At 69.7% G+C, this 22,556-nt stretch carries 26 protein-coding genes; 19 read left to right on the top strand and 7 right to left on the bottom strand.

Features of this window, described 5'->3' with window-relative positions; genetic code table 11:
- Positions 1-98 precede the first annotated feature (98 nt).
- From FJM51_RS11625 to FJM51_RS11595, 7 genes are all read left to right on the top strand, one after another.
- On the top strand, positions 99-1,043 hold the full coding sequence (locus tag FJM51_RS11625) for a choline ABC transporter substrate-binding protein (RefSeq protein WP_140454317.1): 945 nt from the start codon (positions 99-101) through the stop codon (positions 1,041-1,043).
- Positions 1,044-1,047: 4 nt separating this feature from the next.
- Positions 1,048-1,869: a choline ABC transporter permease subunit gene (choW, locus tag FJM51_RS11620; RefSeq protein ID WP_140454316.1), complete on the top strand. Its 822-nt coding sequence runs from the start codon at positions 1,048-1,050 to the stop codon at positions 1,867-1,869.
- Positions 1,870-1,879: 10 nt separating this feature from the next.
- Positions 1,880-2,917 (top strand): choline ABC transporter ATP-binding protein, encoded by a 1,038-nt coding sequence (choV, locus tag FJM51_RS11615; protein WP_140454315.1) that lies wholly within the window; start codon positions 1,880-1,882, stop codon positions 2,915-2,917.
- A 329-nt stretch (positions 2,918-3,246) separates the two neighbouring features.
- Complete coding sequence (locus FJM51_RS11610; RefSeq protein WP_140454314.1) at positions 3,247-4,173, top strand: VOC family protein; 927 nt, start codon at positions 3,247-3,249, stop codon at positions 4,171-4,173.
- Positions 4,170-4,799 carry an alpha/beta hydrolase gene (locus tag FJM51_RS11605; protein ID WP_140454313.1) on the top strand — a complete coding sequence of 210 codons (630 nt, stop codon included), beginning with the start codon at positions 4,170-4,172 and terminating at the stop codon, positions 4,797-4,799. The genes FJM51_RS11610 and FJM51_RS11605 overlap by 4 nt, the downstream gene beginning before the upstream one ends.
- Entirely contained in the window at positions 4,796-5,089 is a 294-nt protein-coding gene (locus FJM51_RS11600) for a GNAT family N-acetyltransferase (RefSeq protein WP_140454312.1), read from the top strand. Before FJM51_RS11605 ends, FJM51_RS11600 begins: the two co-directional genes overlap by 4 nt.
- Positions 5,090-5,147: 58 nt before the next feature.
- On the top strand, positions 5,148-6,080 hold the full coding sequence (locus tag FJM51_RS11595) for a pirin family protein (protein WP_140454311.1): 933 nt from the start codon (positions 5,148-5,150) through the stop codon (positions 6,078-6,080).
- Positions 6,081-6,119: 39 nt separating this feature from the next.
- On the opposite strand, the gene FJM51_RS11590 is transcribed toward FJM51_RS11595, so the two are convergent.
- On the bottom strand, positions 6,120-7,256 hold the full coding sequence (locus tag FJM51_RS11590) for a CaiB/BaiF CoA transferase family protein (RefSeq protein ID WP_140454310.1): 1,137 nt from the start codon (positions 7,254-7,256) through the stop codon (positions 6,120-6,122).
- A gap of 127 nt (positions 7,257-7,383) precedes the next feature.
- Here FJM51_RS11590 and FJM51_RS11585 point away from each other — a divergent pair, with 127 nt between their 5' ends.
- The 9 genes from FJM51_RS11585 (at position 7,384) to FJM51_RS11545 (ending at position 14,647) form a co-directional block, all read left to right on the top strand.
- The gene (locus FJM51_RS11585) at positions 7,384-8,322 is read left to right on the top strand and encodes a diacylglycerol/lipid kinase family protein (protein WP_140454309.1); all 939 of its coding nucleotides are present in this window, start codon (positions 7,384-7,386) and stop codon (positions 8,320-8,322) included.
- Between the two features lie 3 nt (positions 8,323-8,325).
- Positions 8,326-9,144 (top strand): metallophosphoesterase family protein, encoded by an 819-nt coding sequence (locus FJM51_RS11580; RefSeq protein WP_140454308.1) that lies wholly within the window; start codon positions 8,326-8,328, stop codon positions 9,142-9,144.
- An 83-nt stretch (positions 9,145-9,227) separates the two neighbouring features.
- On the top strand, positions 9,228-10,046 hold the full coding sequence (locus FJM51_RS11575; protein ID WP_140454307.1) for a S49 family peptidase: 819 nt from the start codon (positions 9,228-9,230) through the stop codon (positions 10,044-10,046).
- Entirely contained in the window at positions 10,046-10,240 is a 195-nt protein-coding gene (locus tag FJM51_RS11570) for a hypothetical protein (RefSeq protein ID WP_140454306.1), read from the top strand. Before FJM51_RS11575 ends, FJM51_RS11570 begins: the two co-directional genes overlap by 1 nt.
- 17 nt (positions 10,241-10,257) lie before the next feature.
- Positions 10,258-11,040, top strand: coding sequence for an SDR family oxidoreductase (locus tag FJM51_RS11565; RefSeq protein WP_140454305.1), 783 nt, complete (start codon positions 10,258-10,260; stop codon positions 11,038-11,040).
- A 328-nt stretch (positions 11,041-11,368) separates the two neighbouring features.
- Positions 11,369-13,267: an excinuclease ABC subunit UvrC gene (gene uvrC, locus FJM51_RS11560; protein WP_438502753.1), complete on the top strand. Its 1,899-nt coding sequence runs from the start codon at positions 11,369-11,371 to the stop codon at positions 13,265-13,267.
- A 53-nt stretch (positions 13,268-13,320) separates the two neighbouring features.
- Positions 13,321-13,938 carry a CDP-diacylglycerol--glycerol-3-phosphate 3-phosphatidyltransferase gene (gene pgsA, locus FJM51_RS11555; RefSeq protein ID WP_140454304.1) on the top strand — a complete coding sequence of 206 codons (618 nt, stop codon included), beginning with the start codon at positions 13,321-13,323 and terminating at the stop codon, positions 13,936-13,938.
- Between the two features lie 2 nt (positions 13,939-13,940).
- Positions 13,941-14,186, top strand: a complete 246-nt coding sequence (gene moaD, locus FJM51_RS11550; RefSeq protein ID WP_140454404.1) for a molybdopterin converting factor subunit 1 — start codon at positions 13,941-13,943, stop codon at positions 14,184-14,186.
- 5 nt (positions 14,187-14,191) lie between these two features.
- Complete coding sequence (locus tag FJM51_RS11545) at positions 14,192-14,647, top strand: molybdenum cofactor biosynthesis protein MoaE (protein ID WP_181164535.1); 456 nt, start codon at positions 14,192-14,194, stop codon at positions 14,645-14,647.
- Between the two features lie 15 nt (positions 14,648-14,662).
- Here the strand turns inward: FJM51_RS11545 and FJM51_RS11540 are convergent, their stop codons facing one another.
- Both FJM51_RS11540 and FJM51_RS24390 read right to left on the bottom strand, forming a co-directional pair.
- Positions 14,663-15,229, bottom strand: a complete 567-nt coding sequence (locus tag FJM51_RS11540) for a hypothetical protein (RefSeq protein WP_140454302.1) — start codon at positions 15,227-15,229, stop codon at positions 14,663-14,665.
- Positions 15,230-15,239: 10 nt separating this feature from the next.
- The gene (locus tag FJM51_RS24390; protein ID WP_233713082.1) at positions 15,240-15,770 is read right to left on the bottom strand and encodes a hypothetical protein; all 531 of its coding nucleotides are present in this window, start codon (positions 15,768-15,770) and stop codon (positions 15,240-15,242) included.
- 120 nt (positions 15,771-15,890) lie between these two features.
- On the opposite strand from FJM51_RS24390, the gene argB reads away from it, so the two are divergent.
- Genes argB through FJM51_RS11520 form a run of 3 tightly spaced genes read left to right on the top strand, consistent with a single transcriptional unit; the run spans position 15,891 to position 17,948 of the window.
- Positions 15,891-16,787 (top strand): acetylglutamate kinase, encoded by an 897-nt coding sequence (argB, locus tag FJM51_RS11530; RefSeq protein ID WP_233713081.1) that lies wholly within the window; start codon positions 15,891-15,893, stop codon positions 16,785-16,787.
- A gap of 1 nt (position 16,788) precedes the next feature.
- Entirely contained in the window at positions 16,789-17,454 is a 666-nt protein-coding gene (locus FJM51_RS11525; RefSeq protein ID WP_233713080.1) for a ferredoxin, read from the top strand.
- Positions 17,451-17,948 carry a SixA phosphatase family protein gene (locus tag FJM51_RS11520; RefSeq protein WP_140454299.1) on the top strand — a complete coding sequence of 166 codons (498 nt, stop codon included), beginning with the start codon at positions 17,451-17,453 and terminating at the stop codon, positions 17,946-17,948. Before FJM51_RS11525 ends, FJM51_RS11520 begins: the two co-directional genes overlap by 4 nt.
- Positions 17,949-17,976: 28 nt before the next feature.
- Here FJM51_RS11520 and FJM51_RS11515 read toward each other — a convergent pair whose 3' ends face one another.
- The 4 genes from FJM51_RS11515 to FJM51_RS11500 form a co-directional block, all read right to left on the bottom strand.
- Complete coding sequence (locus FJM51_RS11515; protein WP_140454298.1) at positions 17,977-18,783, bottom strand: amino acid ABC transporter ATP-binding protein; 807 nt, start codon at positions 18,781-18,783, stop codon at positions 17,977-17,979.
- An 11-nt stretch (positions 18,784-18,794) separates the two neighbouring features.
- The gene (locus FJM51_RS11510; RefSeq protein WP_140454297.1) at positions 18,795-20,093 is read right to left on the bottom strand and encodes an amino acid ABC transporter permease; all 1,299 of its coding nucleotides are present in this window, start codon (positions 20,091-20,093) and stop codon (positions 18,795-18,797) included.
- A 1-nt stretch (position 20,094) separates the two neighbouring features.
- Positions 20,095-21,309, bottom strand: coding sequence for an amino acid ABC transporter permease (locus FJM51_RS11505; RefSeq protein ID WP_140454296.1), 1,215 nt, complete (start codon positions 21,307-21,309; stop codon positions 20,095-20,097).
- 75 nt (positions 21,310-21,384) lie between these two features.
- Positions 21,385-22,401, bottom strand: coding sequence for an amino acid ABC transporter substrate-binding protein (locus FJM51_RS11500; RefSeq protein WP_140454295.1), 1,017 nt, complete (start codon positions 22,399-22,401; stop codon positions 21,385-21,387).
- Between the last annotated feature and the right edge of the window lie 155 nt (positions 22,402-22,556).

The following is a 22,556-nucleotide window of genomic DNA, read 5'->3' as shown; positions in this document are numbered from 1 at the left end:
CCTTGCCCGGGTCAACGAATTCACGCGAGCGTAAAGGAGACGGCACGGGTCCAGGAATCCCGCCCCGCCCCGCGCCGCAAGCCACGGGAGCCTGTCGAATGAAGCATACCCTGACCGCTCTTGCCATCGCCGCCCTCCCCTTCCTCGCCGCGCCCCCGAGCCTCGCCGCCGAGCCCGAAAGTTGCGCCAAGGTGCGGTTTTCCGATGTGGGCTGGACGGATATCACCGCGACGACGGCGACCGCGCGCACGATCCTCGACGCGCTCGGCTACGAGACGAGCGTCGATCTGCTCTCGGTGCCCGTGACCTACGCGAGCCTCGCGCGGGGCGATGTCGACGTCTTCCTCGGCAACTGGATGCCGACCATGGCCGGGGACGTGGAACCGTTCCTGAAGGACGGCACGGTCGATTCGGTGCGGGTGAATCTCGAGGGCGCGAAATACACGCTCGCGGTTTCCGACAGTCTCGCCGCCGAGGGACTGAAGGATTTCTCCGACATCGCGAAGTTCGGCGACGAACTGAACCACAAGATCTACGGGATCGAGCCGGGCAACGACGGCAACCGCCTGATCCTCGACATGATCAAGGAGGACAAGTACGGGCTGGGCGACTTCGAGCTCGTGGAAAGCTCGGAACAGGGAATGCTCGCGCAGGCCGCGCGCGCGGAGCGGCAGGGCAAGGGGATCGTCTTCCTCGGCTGGGCGCCGCATCCGATGAACCAGAACCTGAAGATGACCTACCTGACCGGGGGCGACGACGTGTTCGGGCCGAATTTCGGCGAGGCGAAGGTCCATACCAACACCCGCGCCGGCTATGTGACGGAATGCCCGAACGTCGGCCAGTTCCTGAAGAACCTCGATTTCACGGTCGAGATGGAGGGCACGATCATGGGCAAGATCACCGACGACGGCGAGAAGCCGGAGGCCGCCGCCGCCGAATGGCTGAAGGCCCATCCCGACGCGGTCACGCCCTGGCTCGAAGGCGTGACGACGCGCGACGGCGGCGACGCGGCCGCGGCGGTCAAGTCCGCGCTGGGCGCGTGAGCGGATGGAGAGTATTCCGAAAATCCCGGTCGGCGACATCGCGAGCACCGTCGTCGACTGGCTGACGATCAACGGCGCGTGGTTCTTCGACGGCCTCGCGAACATCGTGAACTGGCTCATCGACTGGATCCAGTGGGCGCTGCAGGCGCCCCCGGCGCTGGTCGTGGTCGCGATCTTCGCCGCGCTCGCCTGGTACCTGCAACGCTCCTGGACCACGGTCGCGCTCGTTGTGCTGGGGTTCCTCTTCATCCTCAACCAGGACTACTGGGAGGAGACGACGCAGACGCTGACCCTCGTGCTCTGCTCGGTCATCGTCTGCATGGGGCTCGGCGTTCCGATCGGCATCTACGCCGCGCATCATCCGCGATTCTACAGCTGGCTCCGGCCGCTCCTCGACCTGATGCAGACGCTGCCGACCTTCGTCTATCTGATCCCGGCCATCGTCTTCTTCGGCATCGGCATGGTGCCGGGGCTGATCGCGACGACGATCTTCGTGATCCCGGCGCCGATCCGGCTGACCTATCTCGGCGTCAATTCCACGCCGAAGGAACTGAAGGAGGCGGGGCTCTCCTTCGGCGCGACGCCGGGGCAGCTGCTGCGCAAGGTCGAACTGCCCTACGCGCTGCCGCAGATCATGGCCGGGCTGACGCAGACGATCATGCTGTCGCTCTCGATGGTGGTGATCGCGGCGCTTGTCGGCGCCGACGGGCTCGGCGTGCCGGTGGTGCGCGCGCTCAACACCGTGAACACCGCGCTCGGCTTCGAGGCGGGGCTCGTCATCGTCGTGGTCGCGATCGTGCTCGACCGCGTCTTCCGGCGCGACTGAGGAGGCGGCGATGGAACCGATGATCAAGTTCGACAACGTCAGCATCGTCTTCGGCGGCGAGCCGGACGAGGCGCTGCCGCTGATGGACCGCGGCAAGAGCCGGAGCGAGATTCAGCAGGCGACCGGCCAGGTGCTCGGCGTGCACAACTGCTCGCTCGACGTGCGGAGGGGCGAGATCAGCGTGCTGATGGGCCTCTCGGGCTCCGGCAAGTCCACGCTGCTGCGCGCGGTCAACGGACTCAATCCGGTGACGCGCGGCGCGCTCGTCGTGCGGGGCAAGGACGGCCAGCCGGTCGACGTCGCGACCTGCGGCGCGCAGGCGATGCGCGGGCTGCGCCGGGGCGGCGTCGCGATGGTCTTCCAGCAGTTCGGCCTGCTGCCTTGGCGCACGGTGCTCGAGAACGTGGCGCTCGGGCTCGAACTCGCGGGCGTCGGCCGCGAGGAGCGGATGGCGAAGGCGCGCGAGGTGCTCGGCACGGTCAACCTCGGCGACTGGGGCGACAAGAAGGTCTCCGAACTCTCCGGCGGCATGCAGCAGCGCGTCGGCCTCGCCCGCGCCTTCGCGACCGACGCCGAGATCCTGCTGATGGACGAGCCCTTCTCCGCGCTCGACCCGCTGATCCGGACCCGGCTGCAGGACGAACTCCTTCAGCTGCAGGAGAAGATCCACTGCACGATCGTCTTCGTGAGCCACGACCTCGAGGAGGCGGTGAAGATCGGCAACACGATCTCGATCATGGAGGGCGGGCGGATCGTGCAGACCGGCAAGCCCGAGGACATCGTGCTGCGGCCGGCCAACGAATACGTCGCGGATTTCGTCGCGCATCTCAATCCGCTGAGCGTGCTCCGGGCGGAGGATGTGATGGAGCCGGGCGCGGGCATGGCCGGGCCGGGACCGAGCGTGCCGGCCGACCTGCCGCTTCGCGAGGCGCTCCGCCATTTCGCCGAGAGCGAGGCGCCGCTCGCCGTCACCGATCCCGACGGCCGCGCGGTCGGAACCCTCACGCCGCAGGCGGTCTTCCGCGCGCTGGCGCGCCGCGCCGCCTGACCGCGGCGGGGTGCGCCGCGCCAAGGCGGGCGAAGCAACGGGATGGGCGGGGCTCCCCGCGAACTCCCCCATCCCGATCGTTCGACCCGAAAGCGGCGGGTTGCCCCGGCCGAACCAGTTACTCGGAAAACACCGGCCGTTCGATCCGCTCCGCCCCGTTCCCGGCGCGACGCCGGACCGGAATAGCCCCCGCGGACTTAAGGCGCGGTAAATCGGCGGAAATTTGCCGATCTCTTGTGAAATTCGGAGACAATCATGTGACGTTTCGGCGCTTTGTTTCCGAAACACGGCCCTCTATCTTCGGGACAACGCATTCGATGGAGGATGTCATGCTCGATCAGATCAAGGGACTGCATCATGTGACCTCGATGGCCTCGGCCGCGGCGGAGAACAACCGGTTCTTCACCGGGACGCTGGGCCTGCGGCGCGTCAAGAAGACGGTGAATTTCGACGCGCCGGACGTCTACCACCTCTATTACGGCGACGCCGCCGGCACGCCGGGATCGGTGATGACCTATTTTCCGTTCCCCGGGATCGGGCCGCGCAAGCCCGGCGCCGGCGAGGTCGGGCTGACCGCCTTCGCCGTGCCGGAAGGCGCGCTCGGCTTCTGGCGCGACCGGCTGTCCACGCTAGGCGCGACGGGCCTCGTCGAGGAAACGCATTTCGGCGAGAGGCGCCTGCGCTTCAAGGGCCCCGACGGCGACGAATTCGCACTCGTCGAGGCGGAGGACGACCGCGCGCCCTGGACGGAGGGCGGCGTGCCGGAGGAGGTGGCGATCCGGGGCTTCCAGGGGGCCGCGCTCCGGCTCCGCGACCAGGGCGCGACCGGGGAACTGCTGCGCTTCATGGGCTACGAGGCGGCGGAGCGGCGCGATGGCGTGACCCGCTTCGTGATCCCGGGCGGCAACGGCGCCGACATCGTCGATGTCGAGACGCTGCCCGGCGCGCCCCGGGCGCAGCTCGGCGCGGGCTCGGTGCATCACATCGCCTTCGCCGTGCCCGACCGCGCGGCGCAGCTCGAGGTGCGCCGCGCGCTCCTCGACACCGGCTATCAGGTGACGCCGGTGATCGACCGGGACTACTTCTGGGCGATCTACTTCCGGACCCCCGGCGGCGTGCTCTTCGAGGTGGCGACGAACGAGCCCGGCTTCGACCGGGACGAGGACACCGCCCATCTCGGCGAGGCGCTGCGGCTGCCCCGGCAGCACGCGCATCTGCGGCCGTTCCTCGAGCAGCATCTGGAGCCGCTGTCATGAGCGCGCTCCGGAGGGCCGACGGCTACGCCTATGCCGAGGAGGCGGGGAGCGAGGGCGCGCCCACGTTCCTTCTCTTCCACGGGACCGGCGGCGACGAACGGCAGTTCACGCCGCTCGCCCGCCAGCTCCTGCCCGGCGCGCGGCTGATCGCGCCGCGCGGCGACGTGTCGGAGGGCGGCGCGCCGCGCTTCTTCCGCCGCGCGGCCGAGGGCGTCTACGACATGGACGACCTCGCGGCGCGGACCACGCGGATGGCGGATTTCGTCGCCGCGCGGAAGGCGGAGGGGGGCGGACCGGTCATCGGGCTCGGCTATTCCAACGGCGCGAACATTCTCGCGAGCGTGATCCTCGCGCGGCCGGACCTCTTCGACGCCGCCGTGCTCCTGCATCCGCTGATCCCCTGGGAGCCGGCGCCGGTCCCGATCGCGACGCGCGTGCTGATCACCGCCGGTGAGCGCGATCCGATCTGCCCCGCGCCGCTCACCGCCCGGCTCGCCCGCTGGTTCGAGGACCAGGGGGCGCCGACGACGCTCCACTGGCATCCGGGCGGCCACGAGGTTGACCGGAGCGAGATCACCGCCATCTCGCGGTTCCTGGAGCGGGAACGAGGAAGGACGGCCGCATGACACGAGAGCCCGGGGCGATCACGCTGGAAGAGAACGACACGCGCGGCCGCTACGTCTATCATCTGGACGGCGCCGAGGCGGAACTCACCTTCTCGAAGGCCGGCGATCTCTGGATCGTCGATCACACCGGCGTCCCCCGGGCCTTCGAGGGCCGGGGCGTCGGCGCGGCGCTCGCAAGGCGCGCGGTCGCCGACGCGCGGCTGGCAGGGCGGAAGATCGTGCCGCTCTGCTCCTTCGTGGCGGCGCAGTTTCGCCGCCACCCCGACTGGAGCGATGTCCTGAGCGCGTGACCCCGCGCGCCCGGGAGAAGCGGCCCGGACAGGCCGATCCCGAAGCGGAGGACTGCCAATGAGCTGGAACCCGACACTCGACCCGATCTGCCCCGATGCGACCGCGATGGAGTCGATCGAGACGCTGATCATCCCGCGCGCGCGCGATCTCGGCGGCTTCGAGGTGCGCCGCGCGCTGCCCTCGGCGAAGCGCCAGATGGTCGGCCCCTTCATCTTCTTCGACCAGATCGGGCCAGTCGAATTCCTGACCGGCGGCGGGATCGACGTGCGGCCGCATCCGCATATCGGGCTCGCGACCGTGACCTATCTCTTCGACGGCGCCTTCCGGCACCGCGATTCGACCGGCGCCGACCAGCTGATCCACCCGGGCGACGTGAACTGGATGACCGCGGGCCAGGGCGTCACGCATTCCGAACGCACCACGGCGGAGGCGCGGGCGAATCCCAGCCGGATGTTCGGGATCCAGACCTGGGTCGCGCTGCCCGAATCCGCGGAGGACGCACCCGCGCGGTTCGAGCATGCCGGGCGCGACAGCCTGCCGATGCTGGACGCGGAGGGGATCCGGGCGCGGCTGATCCTCGGCCACGCCTATGGCCAGCGGGCGCCGGTCACGACCTCGTCGGAAATGTTCTATCTCGATGTCGAACTCGCCCCCGGCGCGATCCTGCCGCTGCCCGACGACCACGAGGACCGGGGCGCCTATGTCGCGCGCGGCTCGATCGATGTGGCGGGACAGACCTTCGAGAGCGACCGGATGCTGGTCTTCCGCCCCCGCGACCGGATCGGGCTCCGTGCCGGGCCGGAGGGGGCGCGGCTCATCCTGCTCGGCGGCGCGACGATGGGCGGGCCGCGCTACATCTACTGGAACTTCGTCGCCTCCTCGCAGGAGCGGATCGAGGCGGCGAAGGAAGCCTGGCGCGCGGGCGACTTCCAGCATGGCCGCTTCCGCCTGCCCCCGGGCGACGAGGCGGAATTCATTCCGCTGCCGTAGGGGACGCTTCCCGCGCCGGATGGCGGACAGATGTCCGCCCTACGGCCAGTCCTGTCCGGAGGCGAGGGCGGCGCGGATCGCGGGGCCGTGCTCGTCGAGGCGGGGCGGCGGGCGGTCGGCGGCGAGTTCGGCGGCGGAGAAGCGCATCGGCGGCCGCGGCGCGCGCGAGCCGCCGATGTCGCGCGCGATCCCGCGCGCCAGCGCCTGCGGCTCGGCGAAGGCCTCGGCGACGGTGTTGATCGGCCCGGCCGGCACGCCGGCCCGGTCCATGATCGCGAGCGCCTCGGCCCGCGGCAGCTCCGCGATCCGCGCGGCCAGCAGCGCCACGACCTCGGCGCGATGCCCGACCCGGCCCCGGTTGGTGGCGAAGCGCGGATCCTCGGCGAGGCCGAGCCCCGCGCAAAGCCGCGCGAACTGCGCGTCGTTGCCGCAGGCGAGCACGAGCGGCGCGTCCGAGGCGGCGAAGACCTGATAGGGCACGATATTGGGATGCGCGTTGCCGAGCCGCCGGGGCGTCGCACCGCCGATCAGGTGGTTGGCCGCCTGGTTCGCGAGCACCGCGAGCTGCGTGTCGAAGAGCGCCATGTCGATCCATTGCCCCGCCCCGGTCCGCTCGCGGAGCGCGAGCGCGGCCTGCACCGCGATCACGCCATAGAGGCCGGTGAAGAGATCGGCGAAGGCGACGCCCGCCTTTTCCGGCGGGCCGTCCGGCTCCCCGGTCAGGTCCATGATCCCGCCCATGCCCTGGATGATGAAGTCATAGCCCGGGCGGGCGGCGAGCGGGCCGTCCTGGCCGAAGCCCGTGACCGAGACATAGACGACGCGCGGATTGAGCGCGGCGACGGAGGCGTGGTCGAGCCCGAATTTCACCAGCCCGCCGACCTTGAAGTTTTCGATCACCACATCGGCCGCCGCGGCGAGCCGGAGAGCCAGCGCACGGTCGCCGGCGTCGCGAAAGTCGAGCGTCATGCCGCGCTTGTTGCGGTTGGCGGCGTGGAAATAGGCGGCGGCGCCGTCCGGGGCGAAGGGCGGCCCCCAGCCGCGCGTCTCGTCGCCGCCGGGGCTCTCGACCTTCACGACGTCGGCGCCGAGATCGGCGAGCGTCTGCCCGATCCAGGGCCCCGCCAGCACCCGCGCGAGTTCGAGCACCCGCAACCCCGCCAACGGCCGTTCCATCGCCCTTCCCCCGCGCGGATTCCCCGCTCCTTGCTCCCCCGCCGGGGCGCCGAATGCAATGGCCGCGATGCAACCAAAACCCTCCGCCGCGCATTGAAGCCCCGATGCAAACCGTGAGCTCTCTCCCGTGAAACCCCAGAAACCTGACATCCGCGTCATCCTGAACATCGGTTCGGGCAAGCGTCGGGGACCGGCGCTGATCGAGGAACTCGAGACGGAATTCGGCCGCTACCCCGGCCGGTTCGACCTGCTGCGCGTGAAACCCGGCACCGACATCGCGGCGGAGGCCCGCCGCGCCGTCGAGCAAGGCTTCGAGACCGTGGTCGCCTGCGGCGGCGACGGGACGCTCTCGGGCGTCGCCCAGGGCCTCGCCGGGACGAAGGCGCGCATGGGCGTGCTGTCCTTCGGCACGTTCAACTATTTCGCCCGCTCGCTCGACCTGCCCGAATCGACAGAGGAGAAGGTCCGGGTGCTGGTCGAGGGCGTGCCGAAGGCGATCGACATCGGCTCGGTCAACGGCCAGGTCTTCCTCAACAACGCGAGCCTCGGCGCCTATGCGCGCATTCTCGAGCGGCGCGAGGGGATCTACAGGCGCTTCGGGCGCAGCCGGCTCGCCGCCTTCTGGTCGGTCTTCGTCACCCTCGCCGACAGCCGCGCGCCGATGGTGCTGCGCGTGAGCGTCGATGGCGAGGTCCGGCGCGCGCGCACGCCCCTCGCCTTCGTCGCCTCGAACGCCTACCAGCTCGAGCAGTTCAGCCTCGCGGGCGCGGATTGCGTGCGCGACGGCCAGTTCGCGCTGTTCCTCGCCCCCGACGGCACGCCGCGCGAACTGATCGGCTTCGCGCTCGGCCTCGGCCTCGGCCGGCTGAAGCCCGACCGCGATTTCGAACTGGTCTGCGGCCGGGAGATCGTGATCGAGACGGCGCGGCGAACCCGCCTCGTCGCGCGCGACGGCGAGCGGTCGCGGATGGACGCGCCCTTCCGCTTCGAGATGCGCCGGGCGGGGCTGACGGTGCTCGTGCCGCGCGCGGAGCAGCGCGAATCCTCCGGCGAGAAGGTCGCCTGAGCCATGCGCCGCCTCGTCCATCTCTCCGACCTGCATTTCGGCCGCGACCGGCCCGAACTGCTGGAGCCGCTGATCGCCGCCGTCAACGACCTCGCCCCCGACGCCATCGCGATCTCGGGCGACCTGACCCAGCGCGCGCGTCGGCGGCAGTTCGCGGCCGCCCGCGCCTTCGTCCAGCGGCTGGAGGCGCCCTGCCTGATCGTGCCGGGCAATCACGACGTGCCGCTCGACCGGCCGGTGAGCCGGCTGCTCCGGCCCTGGCGACGCTATCGCGAGGCCTTCGGCCGCGATCTCGAACCGGTCTGGTCGGACGACGAGATGACGCTGGTCGGCGTCAACAGCGTCAATCCCTTCGTCTGGCAGCGCGGCTGGGTCGCGCGCCGGGCGCTGTCCCGCGTTCGCCGGGTGCTGGCGCGGACTCCGCCGGACCGGGCGCGCGTGATCGTGATGCACCACCCGCTCGAACATCTTCCCGACGAGCGCAAGGCGCTGACCCGCGGGGCCGAACGCGCGGTCGACGCGCTCGCCGCGGCGGGCGCCGACGTCGTGCTTTCGGGCCATCTGCACAGCTGGCGGGCGGAACCCTTCGCGCATCGGGAAGGGCGGGCCGGGCTCGTCCAGGTGCAGGCCGGAACCGGGCTCTCGAACCGGCTACGCGGCGAGGAGAACGACTTCAACCTGCTGAGCTTCTCCCCGGACGAACTGATCGTCGACCGCTACGTCGCGCCGGAAGGGGCGGCCGTTTTCCGGCCCGCCGCGCGGGCGCGCTTCCGCTCGGGCGTCGGCGGCTGGGCGCTCCACAGCCAGCCACCCGCCGCTTGATCCGGGCACATGAGCCGGGCGCGGCGCCCCTTGCCCGCTCGGGGCCGCGCGCCTAAATCGGGGCGATGATCGGGATCACGCGCATGTTCGAGAACATCCTCAGCCGCTTCCGGGGGCGCCGCCCCCTCGTCACCGTGCTGCGCCTGGAAGGGGTGATCGGCGGCGGCGGCCGGCTCGGCGGGGCCGCGCTGAACGACGCGGCGCTGGCGCCGCTGATCGAGGCCGCCTTCACCCGGGGCGGGCCGAAGGCGGTGGCGATCGCGATCAACTCGCCCGGCGGCAGTCCCGCCCAGTCGAGCCTGATCGCCGCGCGCATCCGCCGCCTCGCGGACGAGAAGAAGATCCCGGTCCACGCCTTCGTCGAGGACGTCGCCGCTTCCGGCGGCTACTGGCTCGCCACCGCCGCGGACAGGATCCATGTCGACCGCAACAGCATCCTCGGCTCGATCGGGGTGATCTCGGCGAGCTTCGGCTTCCAGGACTTCATCGCCCGCCACGGGATCGAGCGGCGGGTGCACACGGCGGGCACCGACAAGAGCATGCTCGATCCGTTCCGGCCGGAGCGGGCGGAGGATGTCGCCCGGCTCGAGGGTCTTCAGGCGGTGATCCACCGCAATTTCATCGATCAGGTCCGCTCGCGCCGGGGCGCGCTCCTCAGGGAGGACGGGCTCTTCACCGGCGACTTCTGGCTCGGCGAGCAGGCGATCGAGCTTGGCCTCGCCGACGCGCTCGGCCATCTCGTCCCGACCATGAAGGCGCTCTATGGCGAGAAGGTCCGGTTCCAGCCGATGGCGCCGCGACGTCCGCTGCTGCGCCGCCTCGGCCTTCCGGGCGTCTCGGAGACGATGGCGCGGCTCGAGGATGGCGCGCTCTGGGCGCGGTTCGGCACGCGGGCGCCCTGATGCTGAAGGTCGCGACCACGGTCATTCTGATCGGGCTCCTCGTCGGCATGGTGATCCGGTCGGTCCTGCCCCGCCCCCCGGCGGCTTCCGGCGGGAAGCGGCGGGTCGAGACCGCGCGCAAATGCCCCGTCTGCGGAGCCTACCGGCTCGGCGACGGACGATGCCCCACGCCTGGCTGCCCGTCGGGGCGCTGAATTCCGGAGATGGCACGATGACAGGAGCGGCCCTCGTCACTGGTGGCGCGCGGCGCCTCGGCCGCGCGATGGCGCGCGAACTCGCCGAGCGCGGCCTCGACCTCGCGATCCACTACCACACCGGCGCCGAGGAGGCCGAGGCGCTGGCGGCCGAGTTCCGGGACGAGGGGTTGCGCGCCGTGGCGCTCGGCGCCGACCTGCTCGACCGGGCGGAGACGGGCTCGCTGGTGGCGCGCGCGGCCACCGCGCTCGGGCGGCCGCTGACGGTGCTCGTGAACAACGCCTCGATCTTCGACCATGACCGGATCGCGACCGCGACCTGGGAAAGCTGGGACCGCAACATCGGCGCCAATCTGCGCGCGCCCTTCGAACTCATCCAGGCCTTCGCCGCCCAGGCGCCGCGCGCGGTCGAGGATGCCCGGGGCGAGCCGGTCGCCCGCGCCTCGGTCGTCAACATGATCGACCAGCGCGTGCTGAAGCTCACGCCCGAGTTCACAACCTATACGATTGCAAAGATGGGTCTCTGGGCGCTGACGCGGACCGCGGCGCAGGGGCTCGCGCCCCATGTCCGCGTCAATGCGATCGGTCCCGGGCCGACGCTGATCGCCGCGCGCCAGTCGGCCGCGCACTTCGCCGGGCAGCGTGCGAACACCATCCTGGAACGCGGCTCCAATCCGGAGGAAATCCGGACGGCGCTGCGCTTCATCCTCGACTCCCCGGGCTTCACCGGGCAGTTGCTCTGCGTGGATGGCGGGCAGCATCTGGGCTGGAGAACACCGGATGTGCGTGGTCTGGAATAGGCTTGGGCGGCCTGGAAACGGCCGCCACGCGGCCCCGCCCGTTGACTTTTCCACCCCGTTGGCGGCGTCACAAAAGCGTGTTGATTCTGTCAACGATTCCATAATTTTACCGTTGGCCATAAAAAATCCGCAGGAAAATCAGCCGCTTGCAAAAGTGGTTAAAATTTGACCATATGGAGGAAGGGCCTTGTTTTCCAATGAAAAACCGGGAAGCCACCAAGTTTTCCACATGGTTATGCACCGAAACGGTGGAAAGCTTTGCGCTTGAAAATCCGGGCGGCCGGGCGCAGCGAGGTCGGGAATCAATCGTACCAATGGAGACGGGCGGGTGACGGAGCAGACGGAGAGCGGATTCATCGAGGAAGGGGCCGGCGCGGCGGCGGCGCCGACCGGCCATCTCGTGATCCGCGACTATCTGCGGCGGCTCGAGGAGCGCCCCGGCGTCTACCGGATGCTCGATGCGAAAGGCGAGGTTCTCTATGTCGGCAAGGCGCGGAACCTGAAGCGGCGCGTGGCTTCCTACGCCAAGCCGACCGGGCACAATTCGCGCATAAGTAGAATGATCGGCGCCACGGCGTCGATGATGTTCCTGACCACGGAGACCGAGACGGAAGCCCTGCTGCTCGAACAGAATCTCATCAAGCAGCTGCGCCCTCGCTATAACGTCCTGCTCCGCGACGACAAGAGCTTTCCGAACATTCTCGTCACCGGGGATCATCCCTATCCCCGGATCGAGAAGCACCGCGGCATGCGCCGCCAGCCCGGCCAGTATTTCGGCCCCTTCGCCTCGGCGGGCAGCGTCACCCGGACGCTGAACCAGCTGCAGAAGGCCTTCCTGCTGCGCTCCTGCTCCGACGCGACATTCGATGCCCGCACCCGGCCCTGCCTGCTCTACCAGATCCGGCGGTGCAGCGCGCCCTGCGTCGGGCTGATCGGCGAGGCCGATTACGCGGCGCTGGTCGAGGATGCGACCGACTTCCTGCGCGGCCGCTCGACCAAGGTGCAGGAGCATCTCGCGGCGGAGATGGCACAGGCGAGCGCGGCGATGGAATTCGAGCGCGCCGCGGCGCTGCGCGACCGGATCCGCGCGCTGACCACCGTCCAGGCGAACCAGGGGATCAATCCCGAGGGCGTGGAGGAGGCGGATGTCGTCGCGCTGCATCAGGAGGGGGGGCACGCCTGCGTGCAGGTCTTCTTCATCCGCGCGCATCAGAACTGGGGCAACCGCGCCTATTTCCCGCGCACCGGCTCGGGCGCCGAGCCGGGCGAGATCCTCGAGGCATTCCTCGGACAGTTCTACGGCAACAAGACCCCGCCCCGGCTCATCCTGATGAGCCACGCTCCCGACAACCCCGACCTGCTGGCCGATGCGCTGACCGCGGAGCTTGGCCGCAAGGTGGAGCTCGCTCTGCCCCAACGCGGCGAAAAGGCGCGGCTCGTCGAGCACGCGGCGCGCAACGCGCGCGAGGCGCTGGCGCGGCGCATGGCCGAGAGCGCGAGCCAGCAGGCGCTGCTCGAAGGGCTGGCGGAGGCCTTCGGACTCGACGGGGCGCCCGGGCGGATCGAGGTCTACGACAACAGCCACATCATGGGCACGAACGCGGTCGGTGGCATGATCGTCGCGGGGCCGGAGGGCTTCGTGAAGTCGCAGTACCGCAAGTTCAACATCCGCTCCACCGAGCTTACCCCGGGCGACGATTTCGGGATGATGCGCGAGGTGCTGACGCGCCGCTTCTCGCGCCTCGTGAAGGAGGATCCGGACCGGCGGAGCGACGCCTGGCCCGATCTGGTGCTGATCGACGGCGGCGCGGGCCAGGTCGCCGCGGCCGAGGCGGCGCTCGCCGATCTCGGCGTCGAGGACGTGGCGCTGATCGGCGTCGCCAAGGGCGTGGACCGCGACGCGGGCAAGGAGGAATTCCACGTCCCGGGCCAGCCGCCGCGCGCGCTGCCCTACCGAGACCCGGTGCTCTACTTCATCCAGCGCCTGCGCGACGAGGCGCACCGTTTCGCGATCGGCGCGCACCGGACCCGGCGCGCGGCGCAGACGCGGGCCACGCCGCTCGACGAGGTGCCGGGGGTCGGCGCGGCGCGCAAGCGCGCGCTGCTCGCGCATTTCGGCTCCGCCAAGGCCGTCGCGCGCGCGGGCCTCGCGGACCTGCGCGCGGCGCCCGGAATCTCGGACGCGCTGGCCGAGCAGATCTATGGCTTCTTCCATGGAGAGCGCTAATTCGCTACATAGGAAGGGGCGGTTCCGGATCCGCCCGGGGGACGGTTGCTGCGATGCGTTGGACGATTCCGAATATCCTGACAGTGCTGCGCCTTCTGGCCGCGCCGGGAGTCGCGCTCGCCTTCGTCGTGTTCCCGCGGCCCGCGGCCGACTGGGTCGCGATCGCGCTCTTCATCCTCGCCGCGCTGACCGACTATATCGACGGGCGCCTCGCCCGCGCCTGGAAGCAGGAATCGAACTTCGGCCGGATGCTCGATCCGATCGCGGACAAGGCGATGGTGGTGATCGCGCTCGCCGTGATCGTCGGCATTTCCGGGATAAAGGGCCTGATCCTCGTGCCGGTCGCCTTCATCCTGCTGCGCGAGGTCTTCGTCTCGGGCCTGCGCGAATTCCTCGGCTCCCGCGCCGGCCGGCTCAAGGTCACCAATCTCGCGAAGTGGAAGACCACGGCGCAGATGGTCGCGATCCCGGTGCTGCTGCTCGCGGGCGTCTTCGAATATGACCGGCGGCACGGGCAGTACTGGTACAGCCACTGGCTCCACAACTGGCTCGGCTGGCTGCTCGAGAACGGCGGGCTGCTGCTCATCTGGGTGGCGGGGCTGCTGACGCTCATGACCGGCATCGACTATCTGATGAAGGCGCTGCCCTTCCTGAGGGACCGCAAGCGGTGAGTCTGACCGTCCTCTATTTCGCCTGGCTCCGGGAACGCATCGGAGAATCGGAGGAGCGGGTGGAAACCTCCGCGGCGACCGTCGCCGATCTCGTCGCCGAACTGCGCGAACGCGAGCCGCGCTACGCGCTCGCCTTTTCGGACATGCGCGCCGTGCGGGTCGCGGTCGACCAGGAACTGGCCGATCTCGCGGCGCCCCTCGCCGGCGCGCGGGAAGTGGCCTTCTTCCCGCCGATGACGGGCGGCTGAGCAAGGTGTCGGTCCGGGTCCAGGCGGAGGATTTCGACCTTGGCGCCGAACTCGCGGCGCTCCGTGCCGGTCGCACCGATATCGGCGCGCTGGTGAGCTTCACCGGGCTCGTGCGCGACGTCACCGCCGGGGCGGGGGCGATCAGCGCGCTGGAGCTCGAACACTATCCCGCGATGACGCTCAGAGCGCTCGGCGCGATCGAGGCCGAGGCGGCGGCGCGCTGGCCGCTGCGCGCCAGCCTCATCATCCATCGCCACGGCCTGCTCCACCCCGGCGACCAGATCATGATGGTCGCCACCGCGTCGGAATCCCGCGCGGCGGCCTTCGCGGCGGCGGAATTCCTGATGGACTACCTGAAATCCCGCGCGCCGTTCTGGAAGAAGGAAACCCGGCCCGACGGCGCGCACTGGGTCGCGGCCCGCGACGAGGACGAGGCAGCGCTCGCCGCCTGGGACCGCTGACGCGCCGCCGGCCTCTCAGTACTTCCAGAAGTGGAACAGGTCGGACGGGTAGGCGCTCGGAAAGCCAGCCTCGGCCGCGAGCGCGATCGCCTGGTCGAGCGCGCCCTCGCTCCTGACCGGCCCGATGTAGAGCCGGCGCCCGAGCTTCTCCGCGCCGATCGTCCGCGTCTCGTAGCCCTGGCTCTGGAAGAAGGCGGTCGCGCGGCCCGCGTCGCTGAAGCCGCCGGTGAGGATGCCGACATGCACCGCCGTCGGCGGGATCGGCGCGCCGGACTCCGCGGGCTTGCGCGGCCCGAGCTTCATCTGGAGCGATTCGAGCCCCTTGAGATCCGCGGTGGTGGTCAGGCAGCCGTTGCTGATGATGGCATTGCTCGCGACGCTCAGCGCCGGGGTCTGGGTCGAGCGGCCGTCGAGCCGGGCGCTGTAGGTATAGGGCTGGAACAGGCTCGCCGCCCGGTCGTAGTTCTGGAACAGTACGCGGCAGTTCGCCGGATCGCCGCGCGGCGGCCGGGGCGGCAGGCTGGCGCAGCCAAGCAGAGGCAGAAGTCCCGCGATCAGGACGAGGACCGTTCCGGCGCGCATCCGCTTTCCCTCACATCTTGCCCGGATAGGGATAGGCGAAGCCGGCCGCCCGGGCGAGCGCCGCGCCGCCTTCGAGCGCGCCGGCCGTCGTGAACGGGCCGACATAGATCCGCCGCCCGAGATAGGGCGCGCCGATCCCCCGGGCCCGTAGACCCTGCGCGGCGAAGAAGGTGATCGCGCGGGTCTCGTCGGCGGTGCTGGTCACGATGCCGACATGCAGATCCGTCGGCGGGATCACCGGCCCCGAGGGCGTCCGCGCGGCGAGACCCGCTTCCGGCCCGAGCGCGCTCATCGGCGCCAGCTGATCGGAGAAGGTGAGGCAGTTCGCCATCCGGAGCCACCGGGCCGCCGCCCTGACCCGCGGCGCCACCGTGCGCGATTGCTGATTGCCGAACGCCGCGACCGAATGCGTCGCGGTCTCGTAGAGCTGGAATCTTTCGGGACAGTCCGGGTTGGACGGATCCTGCGCCCGGCTCGGCGCCGCGGCGCAGAGGATGATCATCGCGGCGGCGAGCGCCGGGATCTGGTGACGAGCGGCCATTCCTGCCAATCTCCTTGTCCGCTGGACGGCGAGACTGTATTCCCGCGCCCGTCCCTTGGCAACGCGGGGGCCCGCGCAACTCCTCGTGCGCGAGCCCGCGCCCCGGACCCGGAGAGAGACGTGGAGAAATCGACCGCCCATACGCGCGACTGGATCGCGACCGCGCGCACGCTGAGCGAGGCCCTGCCCTATCTCCAGCGCTATGACGGCGCGACCATCGTGATCAAGCTCGGTGGCCATGCGATGGGCAGCGAGGAGGCGATGGCCGACTTCGCCCGCGACGTCGTGCTGATGAAGCAGTGCAACGTCCATCCGATCATCGTCCACGGCGGCGGACCGATGATCAACGAGATGCTGAGGCGGCTCGAGATCCGATCCGAATTCGTCGAGGGCAAGCGCGTGAGCGACGCCGCCACCGTCGAGGTGGTCGAGATGGTGCTCTCCGGCCGGATCAACAAGCGCATCGTGCAGGCGATCAACACCGCCGGCGGCAAGGCGGTCGGCCTCTCGGGCAAGGATGCCAATCTCATGATCTGCGAGAAGGATCTCGCCACCGTGCTGCGCGACGGCGCGGAGGTCACGGTCGATCTCGGCTTCGTCGGCAAGCCGGTCGAGATGCATCCGGAGGTGCTTCACACTTTCCTCCGCTCGGATTTCATTCCCGTCGTGGCGCCGGTCGCGATGGGACGCGACGGCGAGACCTTCAACGTGAACGGCGACACCGCCGCCGGCGCCATCGCCGCCGCGATGAAGGCCGACCGGCTGCTGCTGCTGACCGACGTGGCGGGGGTGAAGAACGCCGAGGGCGAGCTTCTGACCCAGATCACCCCGCCACAGGTGCGCGAACTGACCGAGGCCGGTGTGATCGCCGGCGGGATGATCCCGAAGACCCAGACCGCGCTCGACGCGATCGATGATGGGGTACGCGCCGTGGTGATCCTCGACGGCCGGGCACCCCACGCGGTGCTGCTCGAACTCTTCACCGCGCATGGCGCGGGCACGCTGATCCGGGGCTGAGATGGCGGCCGCCCCCGGGCTCGACTCCCTCGCGGCCCGGGTGGCGGCGGACGGGCTCGTCCCGCTCGACGCCTTCCACCCCGGGCCGGACGACGGGGTGCCCGAGGGACACGGCACGCTGGTCCTGCTCGGCCCCGGGCCGGAGTTCTGGAACGTCTTCTCCGCCTCGGCGGAATACGCCGACGGGCGCCCCGATCCGCTCGACCGCTGGTCGGCGCGGGTGATCGGGGGGCAGGCGGAGGCGCTCGGCGGTCTCGCGCTCTTTCCCTTCGGGGGGCCGCCCTGGCATCCCTTCATCGCCTGGGCGCGCCGCGGCGGGCAGGTCTGGCAATCCCCGGTCGGCCTGCTGGTGCACCGGACCGCCGGGCTCTTCGTCTCGTTCCGGGGGGCGATCGCACTCGCGCCCCGGCTCGCGCTCCCGCCCCCCGCCGGCCCGCCCTGCACCGCCTGCGCGGCGCCCTGCCGGGGGGGCTGCCCGGTCGACGCGCTCGGCGCGGCGGGCTACGACATCGCCCGCTGCCACGCCCATCTCGATACCGAGGCCGGGCGCGACTGCCTGAGCCGGGGTTGCGCCGCGCGCCGCGCCTGTCCGGTCGGCGCCGGGGCGCGGGAGGCCCGGCAATCGGAGTTCCACATGACCGCCTTCCATCCCGGAGCCGCCCGATGACGCGGCTGATTCTCGTCCGTCATGCGAAATCGAGTTGGGACGACCCGGAACTCGAGGATTTCGACCGGCCGCTCGGCAAGCGCGGCCGACGCGACGCGCCCGCGATGGGGGCCTGGCTGCGGGCCGGGGGACATGAACCCGAGGCCGCGCTGGTATCGAGCGCCGCCCGCGCGGTCCAGACCTTCGCCCGGCTGTTCCAGGGAGCCACTCCGCCGCCGGCGCGCTTCCTCGACGCGCTCTATCTCGCCGACACGGCGGTGATGCTCGGCGCGCTCCGGGGCGCCCGGGGCGAGAGGGTGCTGATGGTCGGACACAATCCGGGCATCGGCGCCTTCGCGACCCGCCTGCTCGGCCTCCCGCCCGACGACCCGGACTACGAACGCTTCCCGACCTGCGCGACGGCGGTGATCGACTTCGCCTCCGGCTGGGACGCGGTGGACTGGCATTCGGGGCGGCTCGTGGACTTCATGACCCCGAAGCGGCTCGCTCGGTAGAAGCGGGCCGGGGCCCGCTCCGCGCGCCTCAGTGCCCGAGGATCTGGCTCAGGAACAGCTTGGTGCGTTCGTTGCGCGGGTTGTTGAAGAATTCCCGCGGCTCGTTCTGCTCGACGATCTGGCCCTGGTCCATGAAGATGACCCGGTTCGCCACCGCCTGGGCGAAGCCCATCTCGTGGGTCACGCAGAGCATCGTCATCCCCTCCTCGGCGAGCTCGATCATCGTGTCGAGCACCTCCTTGATCATCTCGGGATCGAGCGCGGAGGTCGGCTCGTCGAAGAGCATGATCCGGGGCTTCATGCAGAGCGAGCGGGCGATCGCCACGCGCTGCTGCTGCCCGCCCGAAAGCTGGCCGGGATACTTGTTCGCCTGTTCCGGGATCTTGACCTTGCGCAGGAAATGCATCGCCGTCTCCTCCGCCTCCTTCTTCGGGACCTTGCGGACCCAGATCGGCGCCAGCGTGCAGTTCTCGAGGATCGTGAGGTGCGGGAAGAGGTTGAAGTGCTGGAACACCATCCCGACCTCGGAGCGGATCTTGTCGATGTTCTTGAGGTCGGAGGTGAGTTCCGTCCCGTCGACGATGATCTTGCCCTTCTGATGCTCCTCCAGCCGGTTGACGCAGCGGATCAGCGTCGACTTGCCCGAGCCCGAGGGGCCGGCGATGACGATCCGCTCGCCCCGGTTCACCGTGAGGTTGATGTCACGAAGCACGTGGAACTGGCCGTACCACTTGTTCATCTCGATGATCTGGATCGCCACCTGATCCGAGACCTTGAGCCGGTCCGGGTGCACGGGTTCGAGATCGGAGGCGTCGAGCGGGTGGGGTTCGGACATGGCGGGCCTCCTCAGCGATGGTCGGTGCGGAGCTTGCGCTCCAGATACTGCGAATATTTCGACATGCCGAAGCAGCAGACGAAGAAGAGCACGGCGACGAAGCCGTAGAGCTCCCAGACCATGCCGTTCCAGGCCGCGTTGGCCCGGATCGAGGTGATGAGCCCGATCGGGTCCAGCAGGCCGATGATCGCGACCAGCGTCGTGTCCTTGAAGAGCCCGATGAAGGTGTTGACGATACCGGGGATCGAGATCTTCAGCGCCTGCGGCATGATCACGAGCCGCGTCGCCTGCCAGAAATTCAGGCCGAGCGCGTCCGCGCCCTCGTACTGGCCCCTCGGCAGCGCGGCGAGGCCGCCCCGGATCACCTCGGCCATGTAGGCGGCCGAGAACAGCGTGACCATGATGATGACGCGCAGGATGATGTCGAAATTCGTGCCCGGCGGCATGAAGATGTTCAGCAGGAACGACGCGACGAGCAAGAGCGCGATCAGCGGCACGCCCCGGATGAACTCGATGAAGCCGACGCAGATCGCCTTCACGAAGACGAGGTCGGAGCGCCGGCCGAGCGCCAGCAGCACGCCGAGCGGCAGCGAGAAGGCGATGCCGGTGACGCCGATCGTGACCGACAGCATGAAGCCGCCGAACTGCTTCGACTGCACCGGCATGAGCCCGATGTCGGGGAGCAGGTTGATGAGCGGCGAGGCGATGAAGAACCACCAGACGAGCGCGAATACCGCGGCGAGCAGCGGCGCGACGAAGGCGGCGCTCGCCCGCGCCCCGAGATGGAAGCCGAGCCAGCCGGCGGCGAAACCGGCGTAGATCACGATCGGCACGAAGATCGACCCGCCCCAGAGCAGCCAGTAGGCGAGTCCGGGGAAGATCAGCGAGAACCACAGCATCTTCCGCGGCAGGGCCGAGAACAGGATCGGCGCGAGTGCCACGAACATCAGGATGAAGGCGAGCGTCGGGCGCCAGTAGGCCTCGATCGGATAGAAGCCGAACATGAACTGCTTCCATCGCTCGCGGATCACCGCGAGGCAGGCGCCGCCCGCGTCGGGGCCCCAGGTGTCCGCGATGATCTGGCGGCACTGGGCGTAGGAGTCGGCGTTCCAGACCGCGTGGGCGAGCCATGGCCAGACATGGGACAGCACCAGCCAGATCAGCGCGAGCGCCAAGATCGTCAGGATGCTGTTGCCGATCGAGGAGAAGAGGTTCGCGCGGAGCCACCCGACCACGCCCACCGCGCTGCCCGGGGGCGGTTCGGGCGGCAGCATCTCGGAGCGGCTGAAGGGCATCGCTTGGTTGGCCATCTCAGCGCTCCTTCAGGGCGATGGAGGAGTTGTACCAGTTCATCAGGCTCGAGATCGCGAGGCTGATGAGCAGGTAGAAGCCCATCATCAGCAGCATGCATTCGAGCTCCCGCCCGGTCTGGTTCATCGTGATGCCGCCGAGCGTGGCGCGCACGTCCGCGTAGCCGACGACGATGGCGAGCGACGAGTTCTTCGTCAGGTTCAGGTATTGCGAGATCAGGGGCGGGATGATGATCCGCAGCGCCTGCGGCAGGATCACGAGGCTCATGATCCGGTTCGGCCGGAGCCCCAGCGCCCCCGCCGCCTCGCTCTGGCCGCGCGAGATCGCCTGGATGCCGCCGCGCACGATCTCGGCGATGAAGGCGCCGGTATAGAGGGCGAGGGCGAACCAGAGCGCGACCAGCGACTTGTCGATCAGGCCGCCCCCCTCGAAGTTGAACCGCTGCAGCGTCGGGACGTCGAGGGTGACCGCGCCCACCACCGCGTCCGCGGCGAGCGCGGGCAGGAAGAAGAGCGCGAGGCTGATCCAGAAGACCGGCAGGGCCTGGCCCGTCGCCTCCTGCCGCGCATGGGCGTAGCGGCGGAAGAGGAGGATCGCGATCAGCGAGAGGATGAAGACACCGGCCACCACCTGCCAGCCCGGTCCGAAGATCGGCCAGGGGACATAGGCGCCCCGGTTGGTCAGGGCGACGGTGTCGCCGAACAGCATCGAAGCGCTCGCATTCTCGCCCCGGAAGGCGCTCGGCGCCGGAAGCGTGTCGGTGATGATCGCCATCAGCGCCAGGATCCAGAGCAGGACCGGCACGTTGCGGAACATCTCGACATAGACGGAGGCGAGCCGGGCGATCAGCCAGTTCGACGACAGGCGCAGCACGCCCATGAAGACGCCGATGATCGTGGCGGTGACGCAGCCGAGGAAGGCGACCAGCAGCGTGTTCAGGATCCCGACCAGCGCGGCGCGCCCGTGCGTGCTGTCGTTGGTATAGGGGATCAGGGTCTGGCTGATGTCATAGCCGGCCCGCTGGCCGAGGAAGCCGAAATCGAAGGTCTTGCCGAGCGCGTGCAGGTTGGCGACCGTGTTGTGCACGATCCAGCCGAAGAAGGTCAGGACGGCGATCAGCGCGATGATCTGGATGGTGATCGATCGGTATCGCGTGTCGTAGAGGAGCATCCCGAGACGGAATGGCTCCCGGCTGTGAGCCTCGGTAATGGCCATGCGACACCCCCCTCTGCGAAATCCGGTTCGAATTCGCGGCCCGGGCAGGTGCGCCCGGGCCGCCCGCCGTCGGAATCAGCGGAACGGCGGCGAGTACATCAGGCCGCCGTCCTTCCACTGGGCGTTCAGCCCGCGGGCGAGGTTGGACGGGGTGCCCTCGCCGATCGTGGCGGCGAAGATCTCGCCGTAGTTGCCGTTCGCCTTGATGGCGTTATAGGCCCAGTCGGGGCTGAGCCCGAACATGCCGCCGAGATTGCCCTCGACACCGAGCAGCCGGCGGATCTCCGGATTGTCGGAATTCTTCATCTCGTCGAGATTGTCCTTGGTCACGCCGAGTTCCTCGGCCTCGACCAGGGCGTTGAATGTCCAGCGGACGATGTCGCCCCACTGGTTGTCGCCGTGGCGCACGGCCGGGCCGAGCGGCTCCTTCGAGATGATCTCGGGCAGGATGATGTAGTTCTCGGGGTTCGGGTAGGTCGCGCGGACGGCGGCGAGGCCGGAGGCGTCGGTCGTATAGGAATCGCAGGCGCCGGCGAGGAACTGCTGCCGCGCCTCGGCCTCGGTCTGGATCGGCACCGGCTGGTAGCTCATGCCGTTGGCCTTGAAGAAATCGGCGAGGTTGAGTTCGGTCGTGGTGCCGGTCTGGATGCAGACCGTGGCGCCGTCGAGCTCCTTCGCCGAGGTGACGCCGAGATCCTTCGAGACGATGAAGCCCTGCCCGTCGTAGTAGTTCACGCCGACGAAATCGAGCTTCAGGTCGACGTCGCGGGAGAAGGTCCAGGTGGAGTTGCGCACCAGAACGTCGACCTCGCCCGAGGCGAGCGCGGTGAAGCGCGTCTCGCCCGAGAGCGGCGTGAACTCGACCTTCGCGGGATCGCCGAAGATGGCCGCGGCCAGCGCGTAGCACACGTCGACGTCGAAACCGTGCCAGACGCCGTTGGCGTCGGGCGCCGCGAAGCCCGCGAGGCCGGGGTTCGAGCCGCATTTGAGCGTGCCACGCGCCTTCACTTCATCGAGCGTCGCGGCCGAGGCCGCGCTCACCGCCCCGAGCGTCAGCGCGAGCGTGGTTCCGAGGATCAGAGAATGTCTCATGGCTACCCTTTTGGTTCTGTCGCGCGCCAGCCTGGACGCGAGGGGCAAGGCCCGGGGGTGGTTTCCCCGCGGGCGTTGCCAGAAAATTGACAGGACCGTTCAAAAGGTCAAGGAAAAGGCAGCGCGACCATGAATCCCGCGCTGATCTGTCCGCG

The organism is Amaricoccus solimangrovi, assembly GCF_006385685.1.
Classification (GTDB): domain Bacteria; phylum Pseudomonadota; class Alphaproteobacteria; order Rhodobacterales; family Rhodobacteraceae; genus Amaricoccus; species Amaricoccus solimangrovi.
The sequence above is the reverse complement of the archived record's forward strand: the minus strand, read 5'-3'. Positions and strand labels throughout refer to the sequence as shown.

Coding starts and splice junctions, on each gene's coding strand:
- FJM51_RS11590 (WP_140454310.1), bottom strand. CDS start 7,256: ATGGAACGGCCGTTGGCGGGGTTGCGGGTGCTCGAACTCGCGCGGGTG.
- choV (WP_140454315.1), top strand. CDS start 1,880: ATGGAACCGATGATCAAGTTCGACAACGTCAGCATCGTCTTCGGCGGC.
- choW (WP_140454316.1), top strand. CDS start 1,048: ATGGAGAGTATTCCGAAAATCCCGGTCGGCGACATCGCGAGCACCGTC.
- FJM51_RS11515 (WP_140454298.1), bottom strand. CDS start 18,783: ATGTCCGAACCCCACCCGCTCGACGCCTCCGATCTCGAACCCGTGCAC.
- FJM51_RS11565 (WP_140454305.1), top strand. CDS start 10,258: ATGACAGGAGCGGCCCTCGTCACTGGTGGCGCGCGGCGCCTCGGCCGC.
- FJM51_RS11595 (WP_140454311.1), top strand. CDS start 5,148: ATGAGCTGGAACCCGACACTCGACCCGATCTGCCCCGATGCGACCGCG.
- FJM51_RS11500 (WP_140454295.1), bottom strand. CDS start 22,401: ATGAGACATTCTCTGATCCTCGGAACCACGCTCGCGCTGACGCTCGGG.
- pgsA (WP_140454304.1), top strand. CDS start 13,321: ATGCGTTGGACGATTCCGAATATCCTGACAGTGCTGCGCCTTCTGGCC.
- FJM51_RS11575 (WP_140454307.1), top strand. CDS start 9,228: ATGTTCGAGAACATCCTCAGCCGCTTCCGGGGGCGCCGCCCCCTCGTC.
- FJM51_RS11525 (WP_233713080.1), top strand. CDS start 16,789: ATGGCGGCCGCCCCCGGGCTCGACTCCCTCGCGGCCCGGGTGGCGGCG.
- FJM51_RS11580 (WP_140454308.1), top strand. CDS start 8,326: ATGCGCCGCCTCGTCCATCTCTCCGACCTGCATTTCGGCCGCGACCGG.
- FJM51_RS11520 (WP_140454299.1), top strand. CDS start 17,451: ATGACGCGGCTGATTCTCGTCCGTCATGCGAAATCGAGTTGGGACGAC.
- FJM51_RS11600 (WP_140454312.1), top strand. CDS start 4,796: ATGACACGAGAGCCCGGGGCGATCACGCTGGAAGAGAACGACACGCGC.
- FJM51_RS11610 (WP_140454314.1), top strand. CDS start 3,247: ATGCTCGATCAGATCAAGGGACTGCATCATGTGACCTCGATGGCCTCG.
- FJM51_RS11625 (WP_140454317.1), top strand. CDS start 99: ATGAAGCATACCCTGACCGCTCTTGCCATCGCCGCCCTCCCCTTCCTC.
- FJM51_RS11570 (WP_140454306.1), top strand. CDS start 10,046: ATGCTGAAGGTCGCGACCACGGTCATTCTGATCGGGCTCCTCGTCGGC.
- FJM51_RS11605 (WP_140454313.1), top strand. CDS start 4,170: ATGAGCGCGCTCCGGAGGGCCGACGGCTACGCCTATGCCGAGGAGGCG.
- FJM51_RS11540 (WP_140454302.1), bottom strand. CDS start 15,229: ATGCGCGCCGGAACGGTCCTCGTCCTGATCGCGGGACTTCTGCCTCTG.
- FJM51_RS24390 (WP_233713082.1), bottom strand. CDS start 15,770: ATGGCCGCTCGTCACCAGATCCCGGCGCTCGCCGCCGCGATGATCATC.
- FJM51_RS11505 (WP_140454296.1), bottom strand. CDS start 21,309: ATGGCCATTACCGAGGCTCACAGCCGGGAGCCATTCCGTCTCGGGATG.
- FJM51_RS11510 (WP_140454297.1), bottom strand. CDS start 20,093: ATGGCCAACCAAGCGATGCCCTTCAGCCGCTCCGAGATGCTGCCGCCC.